Consider the following 18528-nt stretch of genomic DNA (forward strand, 5'->3'; position numbering starts at 1 on the left):
CTGATCCGTCCCAGCACGTCCCTTTCGCGCAGTACCGACCCGAGGAGCACACCATGTCCGACGCCCGCGCCATGCTCGACACCTACCCACTGGACCGGGACGGCTTCGACAGCGACCTGCTCGCAGAGTGCATCGATGCCTGCCTCGACTGCGCACAGACCTGTACGGCCTGCGCTGACGCCTGCCTCGCCGAGGACATGGTGGCCGACCTGCGGAAGTGCATCCGGACCGACCTCGACTGCGCGGACATCTGCAGCACGACCGGGCGGATCCTCTCCCGGCACACGGGGTACGACGCGAACCTGACGCGGGCCGTGCTCGAGGCCTGCCGCACGGCGTGCAGAGCGTGCGGTGACGAGTGCTCGCAGCATGCCTCGATGCACGAGCACTGCCGCGTCTGCGCGGAGGCGTGCCGCCGGTGTGAGCGCGCCTGCGAAGCCCTGCTGGCGTCGATGGATTAGCGGCCCCGGCTGCCCGCCGTCGCGTACCGCACCACCTCGTCAACCATCTGAACGGCCAGGACGGCAGGCGGTCGGCGGGCATGGCTGCGCCCGGCTGGACCGCAGGTACGACCGGCCCGGCATGTCCGATCACGACGACGCCGTGCCACCGGCCGGGGACACGGCGTCGTCGTGATCGGGCTACTGCCGGCTGTAGTCCAGGCGCGTGCGCAGCAGGACGCCGGCCGGAGGAGCCGGCTCGGGACCGCTCGGCAGGGCATTGGTGGTGGCGTACAGGTACTTGCCGTCGATCTCGACGTCGGCCGGCAGCACCGCCTCCAGGAGGGGAACAGCCTCAGTGGTCCCCGCAGCAATGACCGAGATCCTGCCCGCGAAGAGTTCGGCGACGAAGATGTTGCCCCGTCGGTCCAGGGCCAGCCCGGTGGGCGACGTGAGGCCGGACGCGATGACCTCCACGACCCCCGTCGCCGGGTCGAGCCGGCGCACCGATCCGAGCGTGGGATCCTCCGGCACTCCCGGGAGCGACGTCAGGTACAGGAGGCCGTCCGTACCGAGTTCGAGGTCGGTGGGAACAGGCTCACTGTTGAACGTGGCGCCGAGCACGCACTCGGGCAGGACGATTCCCTGTTCCGCCAGGGAGGCGAACAGCTGCTCGGTGATGACCGTCACCACAGGCTCGAGGACCGTTGCGCTCACCGTAGTGCGGCGCGTGTCCACGGTGAAGACCGCGTTCGCCCCGGCATCGGCCACATAGACGTAGCGTCCGGAGTTCGACACCGCCGTCGCATACGGGTGCGAGTACGTCTCTCCTCCATGCGGCAGCGCGAGAGGGGCGAGCTCCGGCGCGATCAGGCCCGCGCATTCCGGGGTGAGGTCCTGGAAACCGTAGGAACTGGCGCCGTCGTAGTTGTTGGCGGTCTCCAGCGCGGCGAGGTCGGCGAGGATGCGGACCGTGCCTTTCTCGAGGACGCTGACGTTCGCGACGAACGGGTCTGGAGAACCCGGTCCGCCGGCGCTCTCGGTGAAGTACACCTCACCGTGGTTCGTGGAGACGCCGCCGACCTCGATGCCGGGCCTGTCGACGAGCGTGGCACGGGCTCCGTTGCGGTCCACGCTGGTGAGCTGTCCGCCGAAGTTCTGCGACACGTAGGCGGTGTTGCCGCGACCGATCGCGACCCGGAGGGGGCCGAGGAGGCCAGTGGCGAGTTCCGTCTGCTCACCTGCGGTGACTGCCCAGCTGCGCTGCGAGGGAACGGAGGTGGGCGCTGCGAGTGCCGCGCCGGCGGTGGAGGTGAGTGCGACCGCGAGTGCGGCCGCGACAAGAGGCGTGCTTGTACCCTTCATGGTGGTTGTCCTTGGGGTGCGAGAGATCGTCGAGACGCTCTGACCGGCCCCAGCGCCGAGTAGCGGCCACGGCCGCCATGGTGCGCGCACGGCCCTGTTCCCCCAGGAGTCATCGTGCTGGACGAAATGCTAGGACCGCTCCGGCCCGGTGTCCACGATCTCCAGCAGAAAGTCGGTGATTGGTGCACGTGGGGCAGGAGTGGGACTCACACCGCGAGCGAACGCACCTGGTCCATCAGTTCCCGGGCCTTCTCATCCGCCCCGGCGTCGGAGTACAGGCGGGCGGCCTCGGCGAGATGGAGCGCGGCCCGCTCCGTGGAGCCCGACGCCGCGTAGTACTGCCCGAGGCTGTCCTCGAGTTCCGTCGTGGACTCGAAGTCGAGCAGGTCACGCCGGCCGTCGACGACGTCGAGCAGCTGCTTGGCGGTGTCGAGCTCGTGGGTCAGGAGGGCGAATCCGGCCCGGGTGAGGGTGAGCTCGAGGCGCTGGCCAGGAGTACCGACGAGCGAGAGGCCCAGCTCGGCGTTCCTGATCGAGGTCCGGACGGAGTCGTCGACGAGGCCGGCCTGCACCTTGAAGTTCGCGCTCGCCTTATGGAAATCGGCCCACCTCTCCAGATCCGCCTGCGGCAGGAGGAGCCGCGCCGCGAGGGCATGCTGCTCGCGGCCCACCTCGACGTCGCCGCGACGGAAGGCGACGTTGCCGATGGTCCATGCGCCGCGCGCGACCAACAGCGACGGGACGTACGGAGTGCCCTCACTGATGTCGAGCGACGTCGCCACGTCCCACGCGGCGTCGAGATCCCCCTTCACCGACAGCGCGGCGATGAGGATGAAGGCGGCCTGCAGCCGCGCAGGGGACTGGTCGGGAAGGTCCGCCGCCGAAGCCATGGACTGCTGTGCGAGCTCGAGGGCCTCGACCAGGCGACCCCTGTTGCGGGCGATGGTGGAAAGCCGCCCCTGCACGACGGACCGGAGTTCCGGCGTCGCAACCATCAGCGAGGAGTTCTCCATCCGCACCAGCACGACCTCGGCCTCATCCAGGCGTCGCAGGGCGATCAGCGACTGCGCCTGGAGCATCGACATGTCCCACCAGGCCGGCGCGTTCCGCTGCTCCTGGGCGATGCTCGCCGCGTACTCGGCTTCCGATGCCGCCAGCGCGTCGTCCTGCATGTCACGGGCGTAGTTCGCGGCCAACATCGCCGTGGTGAGGGCGGCCGGGTCGTCGGACGACGGCGGCTCCACCCACCAGTTCAGGGTCTGCGCGTCCATGCCCAGCCGGTCCGCGAAGTGCTGCACCATCTCGGCGGTGGGCTGGCGCAGACCGCGCTCGAGCAGGGAGACGAAATGCGTGGAATACACGTCGGCGCCCAGCTCCGCGTGGGTCAACCCCTTGGCGCTGCGGGCCTCGCGCAGCATCTCCCCGAATCGCATACAGCTCCCATCCCCAGAGTGTGGTCACTGCGGCCCGCTCGGCACGCGGGATTCGATCCGTGACACCCTTGTCTAACAGATGCTCCGGACAATCGGGAAAACCTCGTCGACCGCGGTCAGACGAGCCCCCGGAGATAGGTCGAGAACCCGGCCGGGACGCGGCCGCTGGTGCGCGACGACGTCGTGACCTCGAGAGACCCGGAGGCCGTCCACCTCGCCCCGGCCGCCTTGACCCGTTCGGCGAGGTGCACGTCCTCGTCCTGGGCCAGCGGGGCGAAGCCGCCCACGTCCTGGTAGGTGCTTCCCCGGATGCCGAGGTTCGCCCCATGGACGTGGTCGTGGCCGTCACGGGGTACATAGGCGTTGGACCAGAGCTGGATCCGGTCGGCGTTGTCGGCCGTGAGCGTGGGACGGACGGTCCCCAGCACGAGGTCGGAGTGTCCGCCGAATGCATGGTGCCGGACGAGCCAGTCGCGCGGGACCAGGGTGTCGGCGTCGGTGTTCGCGATCCAGGTGCGCGCGGGAACGCTGCGTGACCGTGCCAGCGCGAAACGGACCCCGGCGTCGCGGGCGGCCCCCACCGAGTCGAAGCTGCCGGAGATGACCGAGATCCCGTGGCCGGCGCGCGCCGCAGCGGCCGAGCCGTCCGTGCAGCGGTCCAGGACGACGGTCACCGACACGAGGACGCGCGGGATGGTGCGCATGAGATGGACGCGCGCGGCGTCGATCGCCCGAAGGGACGCGGGCAGCCAGTCCTGCTCGTTGAAGGCAGGGACGACGACGGCCACCTGGCCGGGGATCACAGCAGGCCTTCGCGGCGGGCGACGGAGGACGCGGGTGCCGGCACGAGGACCTCCAGGAGGAAGTCCTCCTCCGTGTGCAGCACGAGGGTCTCGAGGCCTGACAGCCGACGGACCCGCTCGTGCACGGCATCGCCGTCGAGCTCCCAGCCCTCGATCGGGTGCCGCCAGTGGCAGAGGACGAGCACGCCGTCGTCATCGAGTGAGGCCTTGATGAGATCAATGACGGCGTCGAGCTGGTCGGCGGTCAGGAAGTAGCCGGTCTCCGACAGCACGATGAGGTCGAACGGTCCGTCTTCGCGCGGCCAGTCGCGGGGGACGGTGGCCAGCCGGGCCGTGGCGGCCTCGTCCATGATGAGGGCCTCGTTGGTGCGCCGGACGGCCGTCTCGCTCGTGTCGAGGGCCAGGAGATTGTCCGAGACGGCGGCGAGCTCTCTGGTCAGGGCCCCCACCGAGCAGCCGATCTCGAGGGTCCGGCAGAAGCGGCGGCGCGGCAGCGCAGCCATGGTCAGTGCACGCTTGCGCTGCTCGTAGAACCGCTCGGCGACCTCCCACGGATCCGCCCTGTCCCGGTGCAGCCGCTCGAACGTCGAGGAGCCCCGGGTGACGAAGAAGGACTCGAAGTTCCGCTCGAAGTGCTCGAGGATCCCGGGTGACAGCAGTGTCTCGTCGCCCGGGGCGTCGGACAGGGGCAGGGTCTGCGAGAGATGCGCCGCGAGGGCGGTGCCCTTGCGGCCGTGGTCGGCGGCGTCCAGCCACTGGAACGAGAGGGTGGCGAGCCGATCCGCGGAGTCCTCCGCCGTGCCCCAGTGCCAGAGCCAGATGGGGTACTCGAGCAGCGGCACGTCGAGCTCACCGCAGACCTCGGCCGCGGCACTGCCGGCGGCGTCGTGGTCGGGATGGCCGTCGTGGCGCCACGGGGCGGCGACGAGGGTCAGGGAGTCGCCGTCGCCGAGTTCGCGTCGCAGGACGGCGGCGATGTCGTCGTGCCCGAGCCCGCCGTCCGGCAGGCCCTCGAACGTCAGCTGTGCGGCCGGTGCCAGGATCTGCAGCGCGTCCGCCACCTCGGTGCGCCGCAACTCGGCGAGCCGGTGGGGTGGATGGGTGGGGGAACCGGGGTGGGAGGCCTCACCGTCGCTGAGCACGACGACGTCGCATCTCACGCCCTCCCGGGACAGCCGGGCGAGCAGCCCGCCGGCGCCGAGTGTCTCGTCGTCGGGGTGAGCGGCCAGCAGGAGGAACCGGGCGGGGAGCCTGCCGTCGAAGAGCTCCTCGACCTGCAGGTTCCCGCCGGCCTCACGCTCCTGTTCCCATCTCCGCCAGTGGCTCTCCGGAGTCCCCTCGCCGTCGTGCGTGAAGCTCACCATGCCGCCGCCCCCGCGTCTGCCCGCTCGAGGATCCGCCGTCCGAGGGCTGCGTCGTCGCGCTCGGCGTGGTGCTGGCGTAGGTAGAGGTGGAGGTCCGCGACGCGCGCAGCGTGGACGTCGTCGAAGGCGAGCGGTGCGGGGCCGAGCGCGTGCGCGGCTGCGTCCAGCACCAGTTCCGCGCAGCGGAAGGCGGTGGCGCGGACGCGAGCCGCGAGCAGTGCGCCGTCCTGCCCGGAGGCCCTGCCGGAGTCGACCGCGTCCGCGGCGTCCGCGAGCATCGTGCGGGTCCCGTGCAGGGCGGCGTCCACGCGGCCCAGGTGCATCAGGGCGATCTGGTCCGGCTGTCGGCGTCGTGCCGCGGCGAGCAGGGTCCCGGCGATGCCGAGGGCCCCGCCGTACCAGCAGGCCGCCACGCCGATCCCGCCCCAGGCGAACCCGTCGCGTGCCAGGTACCAGTCGGGCTCCCCGACGGGTACGGCGCGGGCCGCCTCGAAGCGGACGGAGCAACTGGGAATCGAGGGGAGGCCCCGGCTCACCCAGGTTCCTGCCGGTTCCGGCAGGACGCCGTCGGCGCGGAGGTCGACGGCGAAGGCCCGGCGCCGGCCGTCGGCCAGGTGTGCGGTGACGACGGCGGCGTCCAGCTGGTCTGCGAGGGAGCACCAGGGCTTGGTACCGGTCAGGCTCCAGCCGCCGTCGGGTGCGGGCGCCGCCTCGAGGACCACGCCGGGTCCTTCGGCCGCGAAGACCCCCCAGGTCCCGGTGGCACCCGCCCGGTTCGCCGGCCCTCCACCGTGCCCGGCCTGGTCGAGGATGGCGAGGGCATCGAGGTGGGGCTCGACGACGCGTGCCACGGTGAGATCGGTGGACGCGAGCGTCGTGAGGACCTGCCAGGCGACCGCCGTCCGGCCTGATCCCGGCAGGGGCACGGCGGCACCGAGGTCCGCGGCGAGGGACAGGGCCCGGGGCAGAGAGTTCCGTGCGGCGCCGGCCCGGTCGGGCAGGGACTGCAGGAACGGCTCGGGTTCGTACCCCGCGGGCTGGTGGGCGATGCCGCCCGTCAGCGTCACGGGCGGGAAGGTTTCGGGGAGCGGTCCTCGCAGTGCGGCATGTTCGCAGTCTACTGACCTTCCGGCGTGCCGCCGCTCCGGGCTCTCGCTACCGGGTGGCTACGCGCTTCGGCAGCGCCGGTGACGCCAGCAGCGTCAGGACGCCTGCGAGGGGCACCACGATCAGGCCCACGCGCAGCGAGGACGAGTCCGCGACCGCTCCCACGATCGGAGGTGAGAGGAGGAACCCGAGGCGCAGCAGCCAGCTGATCACCGTCAGTCCGGTGCCGGCGCGCAGTCCGGGCAGTTCGTCCGCGGAGTGCATCGCCGCCGGAACGAGCGTGGCGACGCCCAGCCCGGCCAGGCCGAAGCCGAGGATGGTCAGCGGGATCGACGGGAAGAGCAGGGCGGTCCCCATGCCGACGGCCGCCAGTGTCCCGCCGGCCTGCGCCACGGTGCGCTGGCCGAATCGGTCCACGAGGCGGTCGCCGAAGAGCCGCCCCACGAACTGGAGCCCGACGAGGGCCACGAAGCCGAGGCCCGCCACCGTGGGGGTCGCGTCGAGTGCGTCGGTGAGATAGACCGCGGCCCACGTGCTGCCGGCGTCCTCGACGAGCGCTCCGGCGATCCCGATGACGACGAGCGCGGCCAGGACGCCCGCCGTGGCGAGCGCGCCGCGCCGCACTGCGCCACGCGTCGCCGTCGCTGCCACCGGTTCGCCGCCGGACTCCACCGGCTCGCGGCCGGGCAGCAGGAAGCGGTAGCAGGCGAGGGTGAGGGCGCTGAAGAGTACGAAGGACACCGTCAGATGCAGTCCGCGGGGGATGGAGAGGCCGGCCGCCGCCGCGCCCAACAGGCCGCCGAGCACTGCACCGATGCTCCACACCGCGTGGAAGGAGTTGAGGATGGACCTCCTGTACAGCTTCTGGACGTGCAACCCGTGCGAGTTCTGCGCCACGTCGGTGATGGCATCCATGGCACCGGCCAGGAACAGGGTCGCCGTGAGCACGGCCCAGGACGGCGCGATGCCGGCGAGGAGGATCGCCAGTCCGATGAACCAGGTGCCCATGGTCGCCACGCGGGAGGACCGGAAGCGGCGCACGAGCGCGCCGGCGGCGAGTCCCGCCGTGATGGCACCGAGGGGGAAGGCGGCCACCGAGATGCCGAAGGCCGCGTTGCCGAGGTCCAGCCCGTCCTTGATGGCGGGGTAGTGCGGCAGGATGTTGGCGAACAACGCGCCGTTGGTCAGGAACAGGGCGCTCACGGCGAGGCGGGCCCGGCCGAGCCGCTGGGCGCTGTACTCCTGGGGCGGCGCGGATGAATGGGTGGTCATGGCCGGATGATCCTCTCGACGGCGGTGCGGACGGTGGAGACGGACATGGGGTCCAGCGAGAGGGCGCGGTGGAGAGTGGTGCCCTCGATCAGGGCGTCGAGCATGAGCGCCGTCTGCGGATCGAAATGCGCGTGGAGTGCTTCACGGCTGCGCGCCATCCAGGCGTCGGTGATCGTTCTGAACTCCGGCCGCCGTGCCGCCAGCGCGTACAGCTCGAGGCTGGCGAGCATCGTCTCGGATGCGTTCAGGGTGGTCCCGGTGATGAGGCCGACGACGGCGTCGCCCGCCTCCTCGACGGTGTCGGCGCGGGACAGGACGGTGTCGAAGACGTCCGCCGTCCTCCCGGCGAGGCGCGTGAACGCCGCGTGGAGGAGGTCGTCCATTCCGGCGAAGTGATAGGTCATCGACCCCAGGGGCACGTCCGCGGCTGCCGCGACCCGGCGGTGCGTGGTCCCGGCGACGCCGTATTCGGCGATCACCCCGAGGGCCACGTCGATCAGGCGTTCACGACGCCCGGGGTCATGGCGGCGCCTACTCGAGGGAGGGGTCCCGCCGGTCGCGAGGGCATCGCCTCGCCGGCTCGGCCCGTCCTGCTCGGCGGTGCGGGCTCGCGCGTCGTCCTCGAGATACTGCCCGTGCACCATCCACTCCTCGCGCCCGTCCACCAGTTATGTACAAGCGTACGCATGATGCGTACGCTTGTACATACGAGCGGTGGTAGGCGGTGCAGTAGCGGTCCGGGTGCTCCCGGCTCAGGCCTCCGGCGGCAGGGCCTCGTGGTGCTCCCGGCCCTTGGTGCGCCGGTCCTCCTTCATCTCCGCCTCGAACAAGTGGCGCTTGCCCTCCGCGAGGGAGTCGCGTGCCTCCTTCTCGAAGGCCTTGAACTCGGAGTAGTAGTGGTCGTCGTAGTCCTCCATGATCTGGAACGTCCACCGACCCTCGATCACATTGCGGCCGATGATCTCGCTCGCGAGCCTGTCGGCGATCTCCGGATGCCCCGCCCTGCGGAAGAGCTCCTCGGCCTCGGAGAGGTTGAGGTCGGCCTTGCCGGTGAGCCGGTGGAAGCCGTAGAGGTAGCCGCGGGCATGTTCCACGACCTCGAGTGCTTCGGACAGCTTTCCGAGGGCTTCGACCGTGAGGTCGGAGACGCCCTCGGGGCGCTGGTGGTGTGCGTCGGGACCTGGTGTGTCGGGGGTAGCCATACTCCGTCAGTACCCAGCCGTGCCGACACTTACACAGGCATCTTCTGCACCGGCATCGTCCGCGGGGTCGTGCGCGTCCCACGTGGAGCGCGCTCTGTGCGTAAATGCAGAAGGGCTGTGCACTAATCGGCGTTGATCGGTCCGTCGGCGGCGGCAATACTCGTATCGCCCCGGTGTGTCCCACTGCGCACCGGCCAGCGGAGGCCGGTCACGGCGAGCCGTGTCAATGAAGACACAGAAGGAGTAGCCCGCATGAGTTCAACGCAGCACACACCCCCGCAGCGGCAGGAGCCCGACGTCGAACAGTCGGGCCTGAAGAAGGTCGTCGTCGCATCGATGGCCGGGACCGTCGTCGAGTGGTACGAGTTCTTCCTCTACGCGGCGGCGGCCACGCTCGTCTTCGCCACCGTCTTCTTCCCCAGTGCCGACTCGGAGCTGGACGCGATCATCGCCGGCTTCCTGACCTACGCCGTCGGTTTCGTGGCACGCCCCATCGGCGGGATCGTGTTCGGCCACTTCGGCGACAAGTACGGGCGCAAGCAGCTGCTGCAGGTGAGCATCGTCCTCGTGGGCGTCTCGACGTTCCTCATGGGCTGCCTGCCCACCTTCGACCAGGTGGGCTACTGGGCCCCGGGACTCCTCGTGGTGCTCCGCTTCATCCAGGGCTTCGCCGTCGGCGGCGAATGGGGCGGCGCCGTCCTCCTGGTCGCCGAGCACAGCCCGAGCCGCAGCCGCGGTTTCTGGGCCAGCTGGCCGCAGTCCGCCGTCCCCATGGGCAACCTCCTCGCGACCGGTGTGCTCTTCGGCCTCTCGGCGGTCCTCGACGAGGCGTCCTTCCTCGGCTGGGGCTGGCGCGTGGCGTTCTGGCTCTCCGCCGTGATCGTGATCGTCGGCTACTACATCCGCACCAAGGTCAACGACGCCCCGATCTTCCTCGAGGCCCGCAAGGAGGTCGTGGAGGAGGCCAAGGGCTACGGCGTGATCGAGGTCTTCCGGCGCTACCCCCGCGGCGTCTTCACCGCCATGGGTCTGCGCTTCGCCGAGAACATCCTGTACTACCTCGTGGTCACGTTCAGCATCACCTACCTCAGCACCGTGGTGGGGGAGGACCGCACGCGGATCCTGCTGCTGCTCCTCGTGGCGCACTTCCTGCACTTCTGCGCCGTGCCGATCGTCGGCCGCTACTCCGACAAGCTGGGACGCAAGCCGGTCTACCTCGCCGGAGCCGTGCTCGGTGCCACCTGGGGCTTCTTCGCCTTCCCCATGATGGACACCGGCAACGACCTCATCATCCTCGCGGCCGTCACCATCGGGCTGTTCTTCCACGCCCTCATGTACGCGGGGCAGCCCGCGATCATGGCCGAGATGTTCCCCACCCGCATGCGGTACTCGGGCGTCTCGCTCGGCTACCAGGTCACCTCGATCGTCGCCGGGTCCCTGGCGCCGATCATCGCGACGACCCTCCTGCGGGACTACGGCTCCTCGACGCCGGTGGCGGTCTACCTGCTGCTCGCCTGCTGCGTCACCGTCGTCGCCGTGCTGCTGCTCAAGGAAACCCGCGGCATCTCGCTGCTCGACGTCGACGAGGCCGACGCCCGCGGCACGGCGGACCTCCTGGCCGCGAAGAAGTAGCACCGCGGCGCGGATGACAACCCATGACCGGGGAACGACGGCGGCGCACCGGCGCCGTCGTCGTTCCCGTGTACGACCCCACGAGCGAAGGAGCTTGAGATGGCAACGATCGGCTGGATAGGACTCGGGAACATGGGCGGTCCGATGACCGCCAACCTGGTGAAGGCGGGCCACACGGTACGGGGCTTCGACCTCAGTGCCGACGCTGTGGCAGCGGCGGAGGCGGCGGGTGTCACCTCCGTACAGGGGATCGCCGACGCCGTGAAGGGTGCCGACGTGGTCTTCACGATGCTGCCGAAGGGCGACCACGCGCGGGCCGTCTACCTCGGGGACGACGGTGTCCTGGCGTCCGCGGACCCGTCGACGCTGCTGGTCGACTCGTCCACGATCGACATCGGATCCGCTGCGGCACTCCACGAGGCGGCCGCCGGCAAGGGCTTCCGCTTCGTCGACGCCCCCGTCTCGGGCGGTATCAGCGGGGCGAAGGCCGGGACGCTCACCTTCATGATCGGCGGCGAGGAGGGGGCGGTGAAGGACGCCACCGCCTTCATCGAGCCGATGGCGCGGAACATCATTCCCACCGGCGGTGCGACCACCGGCCAGGCGGCGAAGATCTGCAACAACCTGATGCTCTTCATCAACCTCGCATCCACCGCGGAGGGCGCCGTGCTCGCCGATCGCCTCGGGCTCGACAAGCAGGTGTTCTGGGACATCGCCTCGGTGTCCTCCGGTGACAGCTGGGCGCTGCGGACCTGGTACCCGGTGCCGGGTGTCGTGGAGACCGCCGCCTCGAACAACGACTTCGCGCCGACGTTCACCACGGAGCTGGCGAACAAGGACATCGGGCTCGCGCTGGCCGCCGCCCGCGACACCGACACCCCGCTCGAGATCGGCGAGCACGTGCAGCAGCTCTTCCAGCGCCTCATCGCCGACGGTCAGGGCGGCAAGGACTGCTCCATGATCATCAAGCTCGTCGACGGCTCCCTCTAGGCACCGTCCCACTCCCGAAGGATTCCCATGCAGCAGATCCCGCACTACATCGATGGCACCCGTGTGACCGACGCCGAGCGGTTCGGCCCCGTCTTCGACCCCGCTACGGGCCGGCAGGAGAAGGAGGTGCCCCTCGCGTCGCCGTCGCGCGTGGACGAAGCCGTCGCCGCGGCCGAAGCCGCCCTGCCCGGCTGGCGCTCAGCGAGCCTGGCGAAGCGGGCCGCCGTCTTCTACCGGGTCCGCCAGCTGCTCACCGAACGGACGTCCGAGCTCGCCGCGATCCTCACCGGCGAGCACGGCAAGGTCCTCTCGGACGCCGCGGGGGAGATCGCCCGCGGCCTGGAGAACATCGAGTTCGCCACCGGGCTGGGCCACATGCTCAAGGGCGAGCGGTCCGAACAGGTGTCCTCCGGCGTCGACGTCCACTCCATCCGCCAGCCCGTCGGTGTGGTCGCGTGCATCACCCCGTTCAACTTCCCGGCCATGGTGCCGCTCTGGATGATCGGCAGCGCGATCGCCTGCGGCAACACCGTGCTGCTCAAGCCGAGCGAGAAGGACCCGTCCTCCTCCGTGTTCATCGCCGAGATCTTCTCCGAGGCCGGACTCCCGGACGGTGTCCTCAACGTGGTCCACGGAGACCGCGAGGCGGTGGAGAGCATCCTCGACCACCCGGGCGTGAAGGCTGTGAGCTTCGTCGGGTCCACGCCGATCGCGAAGACCATCTACTCGCGTGCGGCGGCCAACGGCAAGCGCGTCCAGGCGCTCGGCGGCGCGAAGAACCACATGGTGGTGCTGCCCGACGCCGACCTCGACATGGCGGCCGACGCCGCGATCTCCGCCGCCTACGGTTCCGCCGGCGAACGCTGCATGGCGATCAGCGTGATCGTTGCCGTGGGCGGCATCGCCGACGATCTCGTCGAGGCGGTGCGCTCGCGCATGGGCTCGCTCAGGATCGGGCCGGGGACCGATCCCCGGTCGGAGATGGGGCCCCTCATCTCGGCGGAACACCGGGACCGCGTGGCCTCGTACGTCACGGGGGCGCCCGCCGAGGGGGCGACCGTCGTCGTCGACGGCACGCAGCAGCAGTTCGACTCGGACGGCTTCTTCCTCGGGGTCTCCCTCGTGGACCATGTGAAGCCGGGCATGAAGGTCTACGACGACGAGATCTTCGGACCCGTGCTGTCCGTGGTCCGCGTCGAGACCTACGCCGACGCCGTCCGCCTCGTGAACGAGAACCAGTACGGCAACGGGGTGGCGATCTTCACGCGCGACGGCGGTGCGGCGCGGCAGTTCGAGGTCGAGGCGGAGGCCGGCATGGTGGGCGTCAACGTGCCGATCCCCGTGCCGGTGGGCACCTACTCGTTCGGCGGCTGGAAGAACTCGCTGTTCGGCGACACCCACATGTACGGACCGGACAGCATCCGCTTCTACACGCGCGGCAAGGTGGTCACCACACGCTGGCCGGACCCCTCCACCTCGAGGATCGACCTCGGGTTCCCGCAGGTCGACTGACTGCCGGCGGATGCGGGTGCCCGGGGCGGCCGGCGCCCCGGGCATCGCACCTAGCCGAGCTCGGGCTTCGCGATCACCGCGATGTCGTCGTCGCCCGAGCCGGCGCGCTGCGCGTCCGTGAGCGACTGCAGCACCGCCGTGACCGCCGGCAGGGGATCGGGGGTGGAGCGCAGCATCAGCCGCGCGTCCTTCGCGAGGAGGTCGGCGGAGAACTGCGTGTCGCCGAACGTGCCCGCGGTGATGACCGGGCCCTTCATACCCGCGATCACGCCCAGGCCCGTCCCCTTGAGCAGGTCCAGCACGGCCCCGGCATCGAGACCGTTGGCCCTGCCGAGGCGCAGCGCCTCGACGAGGCCCTGCAGCGTCACGCCGAGGGCGAGGTTGGCGAGCAGCTTGCCGGTCGCGGCGTCCGACGGCGTCGGCACCCGACGGAGCCGCTCGGCGTCGCCCCACAGGGCGGCGAGGGGTTCGACGACGTCGACGTCCCCCGGCTCTCCACCGAGCAGGACACCCAGCTGACCGGCACGGGCCGGCGCGAGACTCCCGATGACGGGTCCGTGCACGTACCGGATGCCGGCCGCGGCGGCGTAGTCGGCGAACTCACGCGCGTCCTCGGGGGAGACGGTGGTGACGTCGAACCAGACGGCCTCGGCGGGGATCTCCAGCCCGGAGAGCACCACCTCGCGGACGGTGTCCGGTCCGAAGAGGACCGTCAGGACCACGTCGGCGTCGCGGACGGCGTCCTCGGGCGAGTTCGCCCGCGAGGCTCCTGCCTCGCGCAGGCGGTCGACGGCGCCCGCCGTCCTGTTCCATGCGGTGAGGTCGTGGCCCGCGGCGAGCAGGTGCACGCCGAGTTCGTGCCCCATGCGTCCGACGCCGAGCAGTGCGATCTTCATGAGTCCTCCGGTTGGTGGTCGATGTCCTTCCCTCCATTGTCCCGGATCAGGACACGCGATAGATTCTGGATATCCCTTTGTGATACCGATACCAATTCAGCGAGGGGCGAACCGACGGCAGAAGGAATCGACCATGAGCACGGCAGGAAACACGCGGCACGTCGCCGTCCTCGGCGGCGGCATCCTCGGGGTGTCGACGGCTGTGCACCTCCTGCGCGAGGGTGCCTCCGTCGTCCTCGTCACCGAGGCGGAGCTCGCGAGCGGAGCCTCGGGCCGGTCGCTGTCCTGGCTGAACAGCGCGGGGGAGCGGGCCACGCCCTACCACCAGCTGCGGATGTGCGGCATCGACCGGTACCGGACACTGTTCGCCTCGGACCCGTCCCGCGACTGGCTGCGGTTCGACGGCGGCCTGCACTGGGCGGACACCGGCTCGGACCAGGACACCGTGGCGCGCCACGAGTACGAGAGGGCCCTCGGCTACGACTCCGTCCTGGTGTCCCCGGGAACGGTGGACGACCACACCCCGGGCATCAGCCGGGACGCCCTGGGACCCGTGGCGATCTTCAACCCCGGTGAGGGCTGGGTCAGCCTGCCGCACCTGATCGGGTTCCTTATGGAGGAGTTCACCTCCCGGGGCGGCGAACTCGTGACGGACGCGGGCACCGCGCGCGTCCGGGTCGGTGACGGGCGGGCCACCGGCATCGACACGGACGGGGCGGGATCCTTCCCCGCGGACGCCGTCGTGGTGGCCTGCGGACCGCAGACGCCCGCCGTCGTCGCCGAACTCGGCGTCAGGATCCCCGACGCCTCGCCGATGTCGATGCTCGTGACCACCGCCCCCGTGGACCACGCGGTGAGGGCGGTGCTGAACACCCCGCGGGCGGCCGTCCGGCCGAATCCGGGCAACACCCTCGCGCTGGACCACGACTGGTACGAGGAGAGCATCACGCAGGACGCCGACGGGACGTACTCGATCCCGGAGGCGGTGGTCCACGAGCTCACCGACGAGGCCGCCGGACTCCTGGAGGGCCGGCCGCGGCTCTCCGCGGCATCCTGGACGATCGGCCGCAAGCCCATCCCGGGCGACGGGGAACCCGTGTTCGGGGAACTCGGGTCCGTCCCCGGCTGCTTCGTCGCCTTCACGCACTCCGGGGCGACGCTCGGGCTCATCGCGGGCGAACTCCTCGCGGGTGAGATCATGACCGGGCGGAAGCACCCGATGCTGGAGACCTTCCGGCCGGGCCGTTTCGCCTGACCGGGTCCGCCCGACCGGCGGGGACCCGGGCCAGGGCGCAACGGCGAGGGCTCAGGCCTGTCCCGCCGGTGACGCCTGCGCTTGTCCCGCCGGTATGGCCTGCGCCGGCACCACCGGTATGGCCTGCGCCGGTCCGATGGAGGAGCGGAGCATGAGCTCGGCCGGGAGCATGTGCAGCCGCGGCTCGTACTCCGGCGCACCGATCCGCGACACGACCTGCTCCACCGCCAGCCGTCCCATCTCGTCGACGGGCTGGGCGATCATGGTGAGTGGCGGCTGCATGACCGTCGCCCAGCTCGTGTCGTCGAAGCCCACCAGCGAGACGTCCCCGGGGTAGGAGAGGCCGAGATCCTGCACCGCGTGGAGCGCGCCGATGAGGGCCTCCGCCTCCGTCGCGAAGATCGCGGTGGGAGGATCGGCGGACCGGAGCATCACGGAGGCGGCCTCCGCCGCGGACTCCTCGGTCTTCGCCCCGGTGCTGACGAGTGCCGGCGAGTAGGGGATCCCTGCATCCTGCAGGGCATCCAGGTACCCGCGGAGCCGCTCGGCATCACTCCACAGGCTGCGCGTGTTGACCGTCAGGAGACCGTCCAGTGTGTCGATCGCGGCATCGGTGGTGGGTCCCCACAGGAAGCCGATGCGCCGGTGGCCGGCCTCGATGAGCGTCCTCGTGACGCGTCGTGCCTCGGCCCGGTTGTCGACGACGACGGCGTCCAGGTGCAGTCCCGGGATCAGTCGGTCGATGAGGACCACCGGTGTCCCGCGGCGGGTCGCCTCGGTGAGGTGCTCCGCCTCGGGCGCGCCGACCGCGGCCGAGGACACCACGATGCCGTCCACCTGCTTGTCGAGGAGCACGCCGACGGCGTGGCGCTCGGCCGCCAGGTCCTCGTAGGTGCTGATGACGATGACGTCGAGGTTCCGTGCGCTCGCTGCATCCGAGGCCCCGCGGATCAGGCCGGAGAAGAACGTGTTCCCGATGTCCGCGACGACGATACCGAGCGAATTGGTGACCCCCGTGGTCATGCTCCGCGCGAGGATGTTGGACCGGTACCCGAGGCGCTCGGCCGCCGCGAGGACGCGTTCACGGGCGACGGCGCTCACCGAGCCGTAGCCGCCGAGGGTCCGCGCCGCCGTCGCCCGGCCGACACCCGCTTCCGCCGCGACGTCGGAGATGGTGGGGGCGCTGCTGGAAGGATGCTCGGACGCCATGGGCTAATGGTAACGAGACAGCGGGGCGGTCGGACCGGCGAGGGCGGCGCGCGCAGCCTCCGGGTCCGCGTCGGAGAACGGCCGGCCGTGGCCGAACGCCCCTTCCACCGTGCATTGCCGGGCGGAGTACAGGGCGGCTGCCCGCATCGCGGCGGCGACGTCGGCGGCGTCGGCACGGTGCGTCCGTGACCAGCCGGCCTGCACCAGCCGGAGGAGGAACGCGGTGAGGTAGGCGTCCCCGCATCCCATGGTGTCCACGATCGACGACGGCGGGATGTGCTCCGCCCCGTCCTCGTAGAACGTGTCCCCGTCGAGGAAGAGGGCGCCCTCGGTGCCGCGCGTCGCCAGGGCCGCGCCGGCGCCGAACCGGATCGCCGTCGAGAGGAGGTCCCGGGACTCCCGGTGGCTCAGGTCCGCGCAGGAGAACTGCGCGAGGTCCACGGAGGGGCACACGGCAGCGAGATAGGTGTCGGACCGGCGGTCGTCGTCGGACGAGAAGTCGAAGCTCACGCGGGCGACGGCGGTCCGCAGGGCCGGCAGGTGCTCCTCGATGCCCGAGTAGACGCTGGAATGCACGACGTCGAAACCGGCCAGGTACGCCAGGTCCCCGGGGGAGGGCCGGAGCGGCTCCGCGAGGGTGATGCCTCCTCCGTTCCAGTCCAGGAACTGGCGCTCGCCGTCCTCCAGCCGGATGTTGGTCCAGCCACTCGGGCCGTGCCGGGTGATGGAGCGTGAGATGTCCACGGACTCCGCGAGGAGCGCCCCCCTGAGGAGGTCCCCGAACACGTCGTCCCCGAACACGCCGAGATATCCCGCATCGGCTCCGAGGCGCCGCGCGAACACAGAGAAATTGACGCTGTTGCCGCCGGGATAGGACGTGCGGCGGTCGATGAAGCGGTCGACGATATTGTCGCCATAGCCGAGAACGCGCATGGGTGCCTTGCTGTTCGGAGGAAGGGCCGCCGGCCGGGTGGCGGGCACCCGGCCGGCGAGGGGGTCTCGCCGTCGGCTCAGGACGACACGGCTCAGTACTCCACGACGCGGTAGTACCGGCGCAGGTCGAGCGAGTGGTCGCGCTGCTTCTCGAGGTGCTTGCTGATCCGGCTGGTGATGGTGTCCATCACCAGCGGGCCCAGCAGTCCCCGGAACTCGTCGTCGATGCCCTCGAGCGGGTAGTCCGCGGTATCGAGGACCGTGGTGGCCTGCGAGTACTTCTCGGAGAACGCGACGACGCGCTCCATCAGCGGGCGGGTCTCGTCCTCGCCCACGAAGAGCAGGACGCTGGTGTCGGGCTCGATCAGCTCCAGGGAGCCGTGGAAGAACTCGGCACCGTGCACCCGGGTGGTGTGCAGCCACTGCATCTCCTCGAGGATGCACATGGAGTACAGGTAGGCATGGCCCCAGAGGTTGCCGCTGCCGACCACGAAGTGGAAGTCCGTCTCCCTGTGCCGTTCCGCGAAGGCCTCCGCCAGCGGTTCCGCCTGGCGGGCCACGCCCACGAGGGCCTGGGGGACGGCCCGCAGCTGGTCGACCAGCTTGTCGTAGCCGGCGAACTCCCCGCGCTCCGAGAGGAACCGCGTGGTGAGGAGCAGCAGGCCGAGATCGAACGGCCAGGCGTCGGGTTCGGTGATCAGCGCGTGGTCCACGGCCTGCGCGATGGGGCTCTCGGCGATGCCGGTGAACCCGATGGTGCGGACGCCACGGGCCCGGCAGAACTCGATGCACGCGATCACGTCCTCGGTGGTGCCCGAGGCCGAGGCGAACACGGCGACGGAACGCTCGTTGAGGAGGGCGTCACCGGAGAGGACGAGTTCCGCGGCGATGGCCGACCGGACGGGAACCGTGGTGTTCCGGCGCAGGAGGTGCTCATAGGGCCACATGGCCGCATAGGTCCCGCCCGACCCGATGAGGAACACGGCTTCGACGTCGGACAGGCCTCCGACGATTTCTTCTATGCGCGGCTGCAGGGCCAGGAAACTCTGTGCGCGTGTGAGGAACTGGTCCTCATCGAACTTCAGCATGACGATCCCTTCGGAGGAGGCGATGAT

At 70.6% G+C, this 18528-nt stretch carries 17 protein-coding genes; 5 read left to right on the forward strand and 12 right to left on the reverse strand.

Translation table 11 applies throughout. From position 1 onward, the window contains the following. Positions 1–53 precede the first annotated feature (53 nt). Complete coding sequence (locus tag ACX80U_RS04045) at positions 54–461, forward strand: four-helix bundle copper-binding protein (protein ID WP_459267511.1); 408 nt, start codon at positions 54–56, stop codon at positions 459–461. A 180-nt stretch (positions 462–641) separates the two neighbouring features. On the opposite strand, the gene ACX80U_RS04050 is transcribed toward ACX80U_RS04045, so the two are convergent. The 8 genes from ACX80U_RS04050 to ACX80U_RS04085 all read right to left on the reverse strand — a co-directional run bounded on the left by ACX80U_RS04050 (position 642) and on the right by ACX80U_RS04085 (position 8986). Beyond that, positions 642–1805 (reverse strand): ScyD/ScyE family protein, encoded by a 1164-nt coding sequence (locus ACX80U_RS04050; RefSeq protein ID WP_459267512.1) that lies wholly within the window; start codon positions 1803–1805, stop codon positions 642–644. 206 nt (positions 1806–2011) lie between these two features. After that, complete coding sequence (locus ACX80U_RS04055; protein ID WP_459267513.1) at positions 2012–3238, reverse strand: helix-turn-helix domain-containing protein; 1227 nt, start codon at positions 3236–3238, stop codon at positions 2012–2014. A 116-nt stretch (positions 3239–3354) separates the two neighbouring features. Beyond that, entirely contained in the window at positions 3355–4041 is a 687-nt protein-coding gene (locus ACX80U_RS04060) for a glycosyltransferase family 2 protein (RefSeq protein ID WP_459267514.1), read from the reverse strand. Further along, a complete protein-coding gene (locus ACX80U_RS04065) occupies positions 4038–5405 on the reverse strand; it encodes a PIG-L family deacetylase (RefSeq protein WP_459267515.1) in 1368 nt (455 codons plus the stop codon). The genes ACX80U_RS04060 and ACX80U_RS04065 overlap by 4 nt, the downstream gene beginning before the upstream one ends. Continuing rightward, a complete protein-coding gene (locus ACX80U_RS04070) occupies positions 5399–6472 on the reverse strand; it encodes an acyl-CoA dehydrogenase (RefSeq protein WP_459267516.1) in 1074 nt (357 codons plus the stop codon). The genes ACX80U_RS04065 and ACX80U_RS04070 overlap by 7 nt, the downstream gene beginning before the upstream one ends. Before the next feature lie 88 nt (positions 6473–6560). Then, a complete protein-coding gene (locus tag ACX80U_RS04075) occupies positions 6561–7784 on the reverse strand; it encodes an MFS transporter (RefSeq protein WP_459267517.1) in 1224 nt (407 codons plus the stop codon). Then, positions 7781–8425, reverse strand: a complete 645-nt coding sequence (locus ACX80U_RS04080; protein ID WP_459267518.1) for a TetR/AcrR family transcriptional regulator — start codon at positions 8423–8425, stop codon at positions 7781–7783. Before ACX80U_RS04080 ends, ACX80U_RS04075 begins: the two co-directional genes overlap by 4 nt. A 111-nt stretch (positions 8426–8536) precedes the next feature. Beyond that, positions 8537–8986: a hypothetical protein gene (locus ACX80U_RS04085; RefSeq protein WP_459267519.1), complete on the reverse strand. Its 450-nt coding sequence runs from the start codon at positions 8984–8986 to the stop codon at positions 8537–8539. Between the two features lie 252 nt (positions 8987–9238). Here ACX80U_RS04085 and ACX80U_RS04090 point away from each other — a divergent pair, with 252 nt between their 5' ends. The 3 genes from ACX80U_RS04090 to ACX80U_RS04100 all read left to right on the forward strand — a co-directional run bounded on the left by ACX80U_RS04090 (position 9239) and on the right by ACX80U_RS04100 (position 13120). Next, positions 9239–10618 carry an MFS transporter gene (locus tag ACX80U_RS04090; RefSeq protein ID WP_459267520.1) on the forward strand — a complete coding sequence of 460 codons (1380 nt, stop codon included), beginning with the start codon at positions 9239–9241 and terminating at the stop codon, positions 10616–10618. A 99-nt stretch (positions 10619–10717) separates the two neighbouring features. Then, positions 10718–11608: a 3-hydroxyisobutyrate dehydrogenase gene (gene mmsB, locus ACX80U_RS04095; RefSeq protein WP_459267521.1), complete on the forward strand. Its 891-nt coding sequence runs from the start codon at positions 10718–10720 to the stop codon at positions 11606–11608. Between the two features lie 27 nt (positions 11609–11635). Next, a complete protein-coding gene (locus ACX80U_RS04100; RefSeq protein WP_459267522.1) occupies positions 11636–13120 on the forward strand; it encodes a CoA-acylating methylmalonate-semialdehyde dehydrogenase in 1485 nt (494 codons plus the stop codon). A 50-nt stretch (positions 13121–13170) separates the two neighbouring features. Here the strand turns inward: ACX80U_RS04100 and ACX80U_RS04105 are convergent, their stop codons facing one another. Continuing rightward, positions 13171–14016 carry an NAD(P)-dependent oxidoreductase gene (locus tag ACX80U_RS04105; RefSeq protein ID WP_459267523.1) on the reverse strand — a complete coding sequence of 282 codons (846 nt, stop codon included), beginning with the start codon at positions 14014–14016 and terminating at the stop codon, positions 13171–13173. A 133-nt stretch (positions 14017–14149) separates the two neighbouring features. On the opposite strand from ACX80U_RS04105, the gene ACX80U_RS04110 reads away from it, so the two are divergent. After that, the gene (locus ACX80U_RS04110) at positions 14150–15271 is read left to right on the forward strand and encodes an NAD(P)/FAD-dependent oxidoreductase (protein WP_459267524.1); all 1122 of its coding nucleotides are present in this window, start codon (positions 14150–14152) and stop codon (positions 15269–15271) included. Between the two features lie 51 nt (positions 15272–15322). Here ACX80U_RS04110 and ACX80U_RS04115 read toward each other — a convergent pair whose 3' ends face one another. The 3 genes from ACX80U_RS04115 to ACX80U_RS04125 form a co-directional block, all read right to left on the reverse strand. After that, positions 15323–16480: a substrate-binding domain-containing protein gene (locus ACX80U_RS04115; RefSeq protein WP_133082647.1), complete on the reverse strand. Its 1158-nt coding sequence runs from the start codon at positions 16478–16480 to the stop codon at positions 15323–15325. A gap of 3 nt (positions 16481–16483) precedes the next feature. Beyond that, positions 16484–17413 carry a PfkB family carbohydrate kinase gene (locus tag ACX80U_RS04120; RefSeq protein ID WP_459267525.1) on the reverse strand — a complete coding sequence of 310 codons (930 nt, stop codon included), beginning with the start codon at positions 17411–17413 and terminating at the stop codon, positions 16484–16486. 92 nt (positions 17414–17505) lie between these two features. Then, positions 17506–18501 carry an SIS domain-containing protein gene (locus ACX80U_RS04125; protein ID WP_459267526.1) on the reverse strand — a complete coding sequence of 332 codons (996 nt, stop codon included), beginning with the start codon at positions 18499–18501 and terminating at the stop codon, positions 17506–17508. Between the last annotated feature and the right edge of the window lie 27 nt (positions 18502–18528).

This window comes from Arthrobacter sp. TmT3-37 (genome assembly GCF_054510835.1).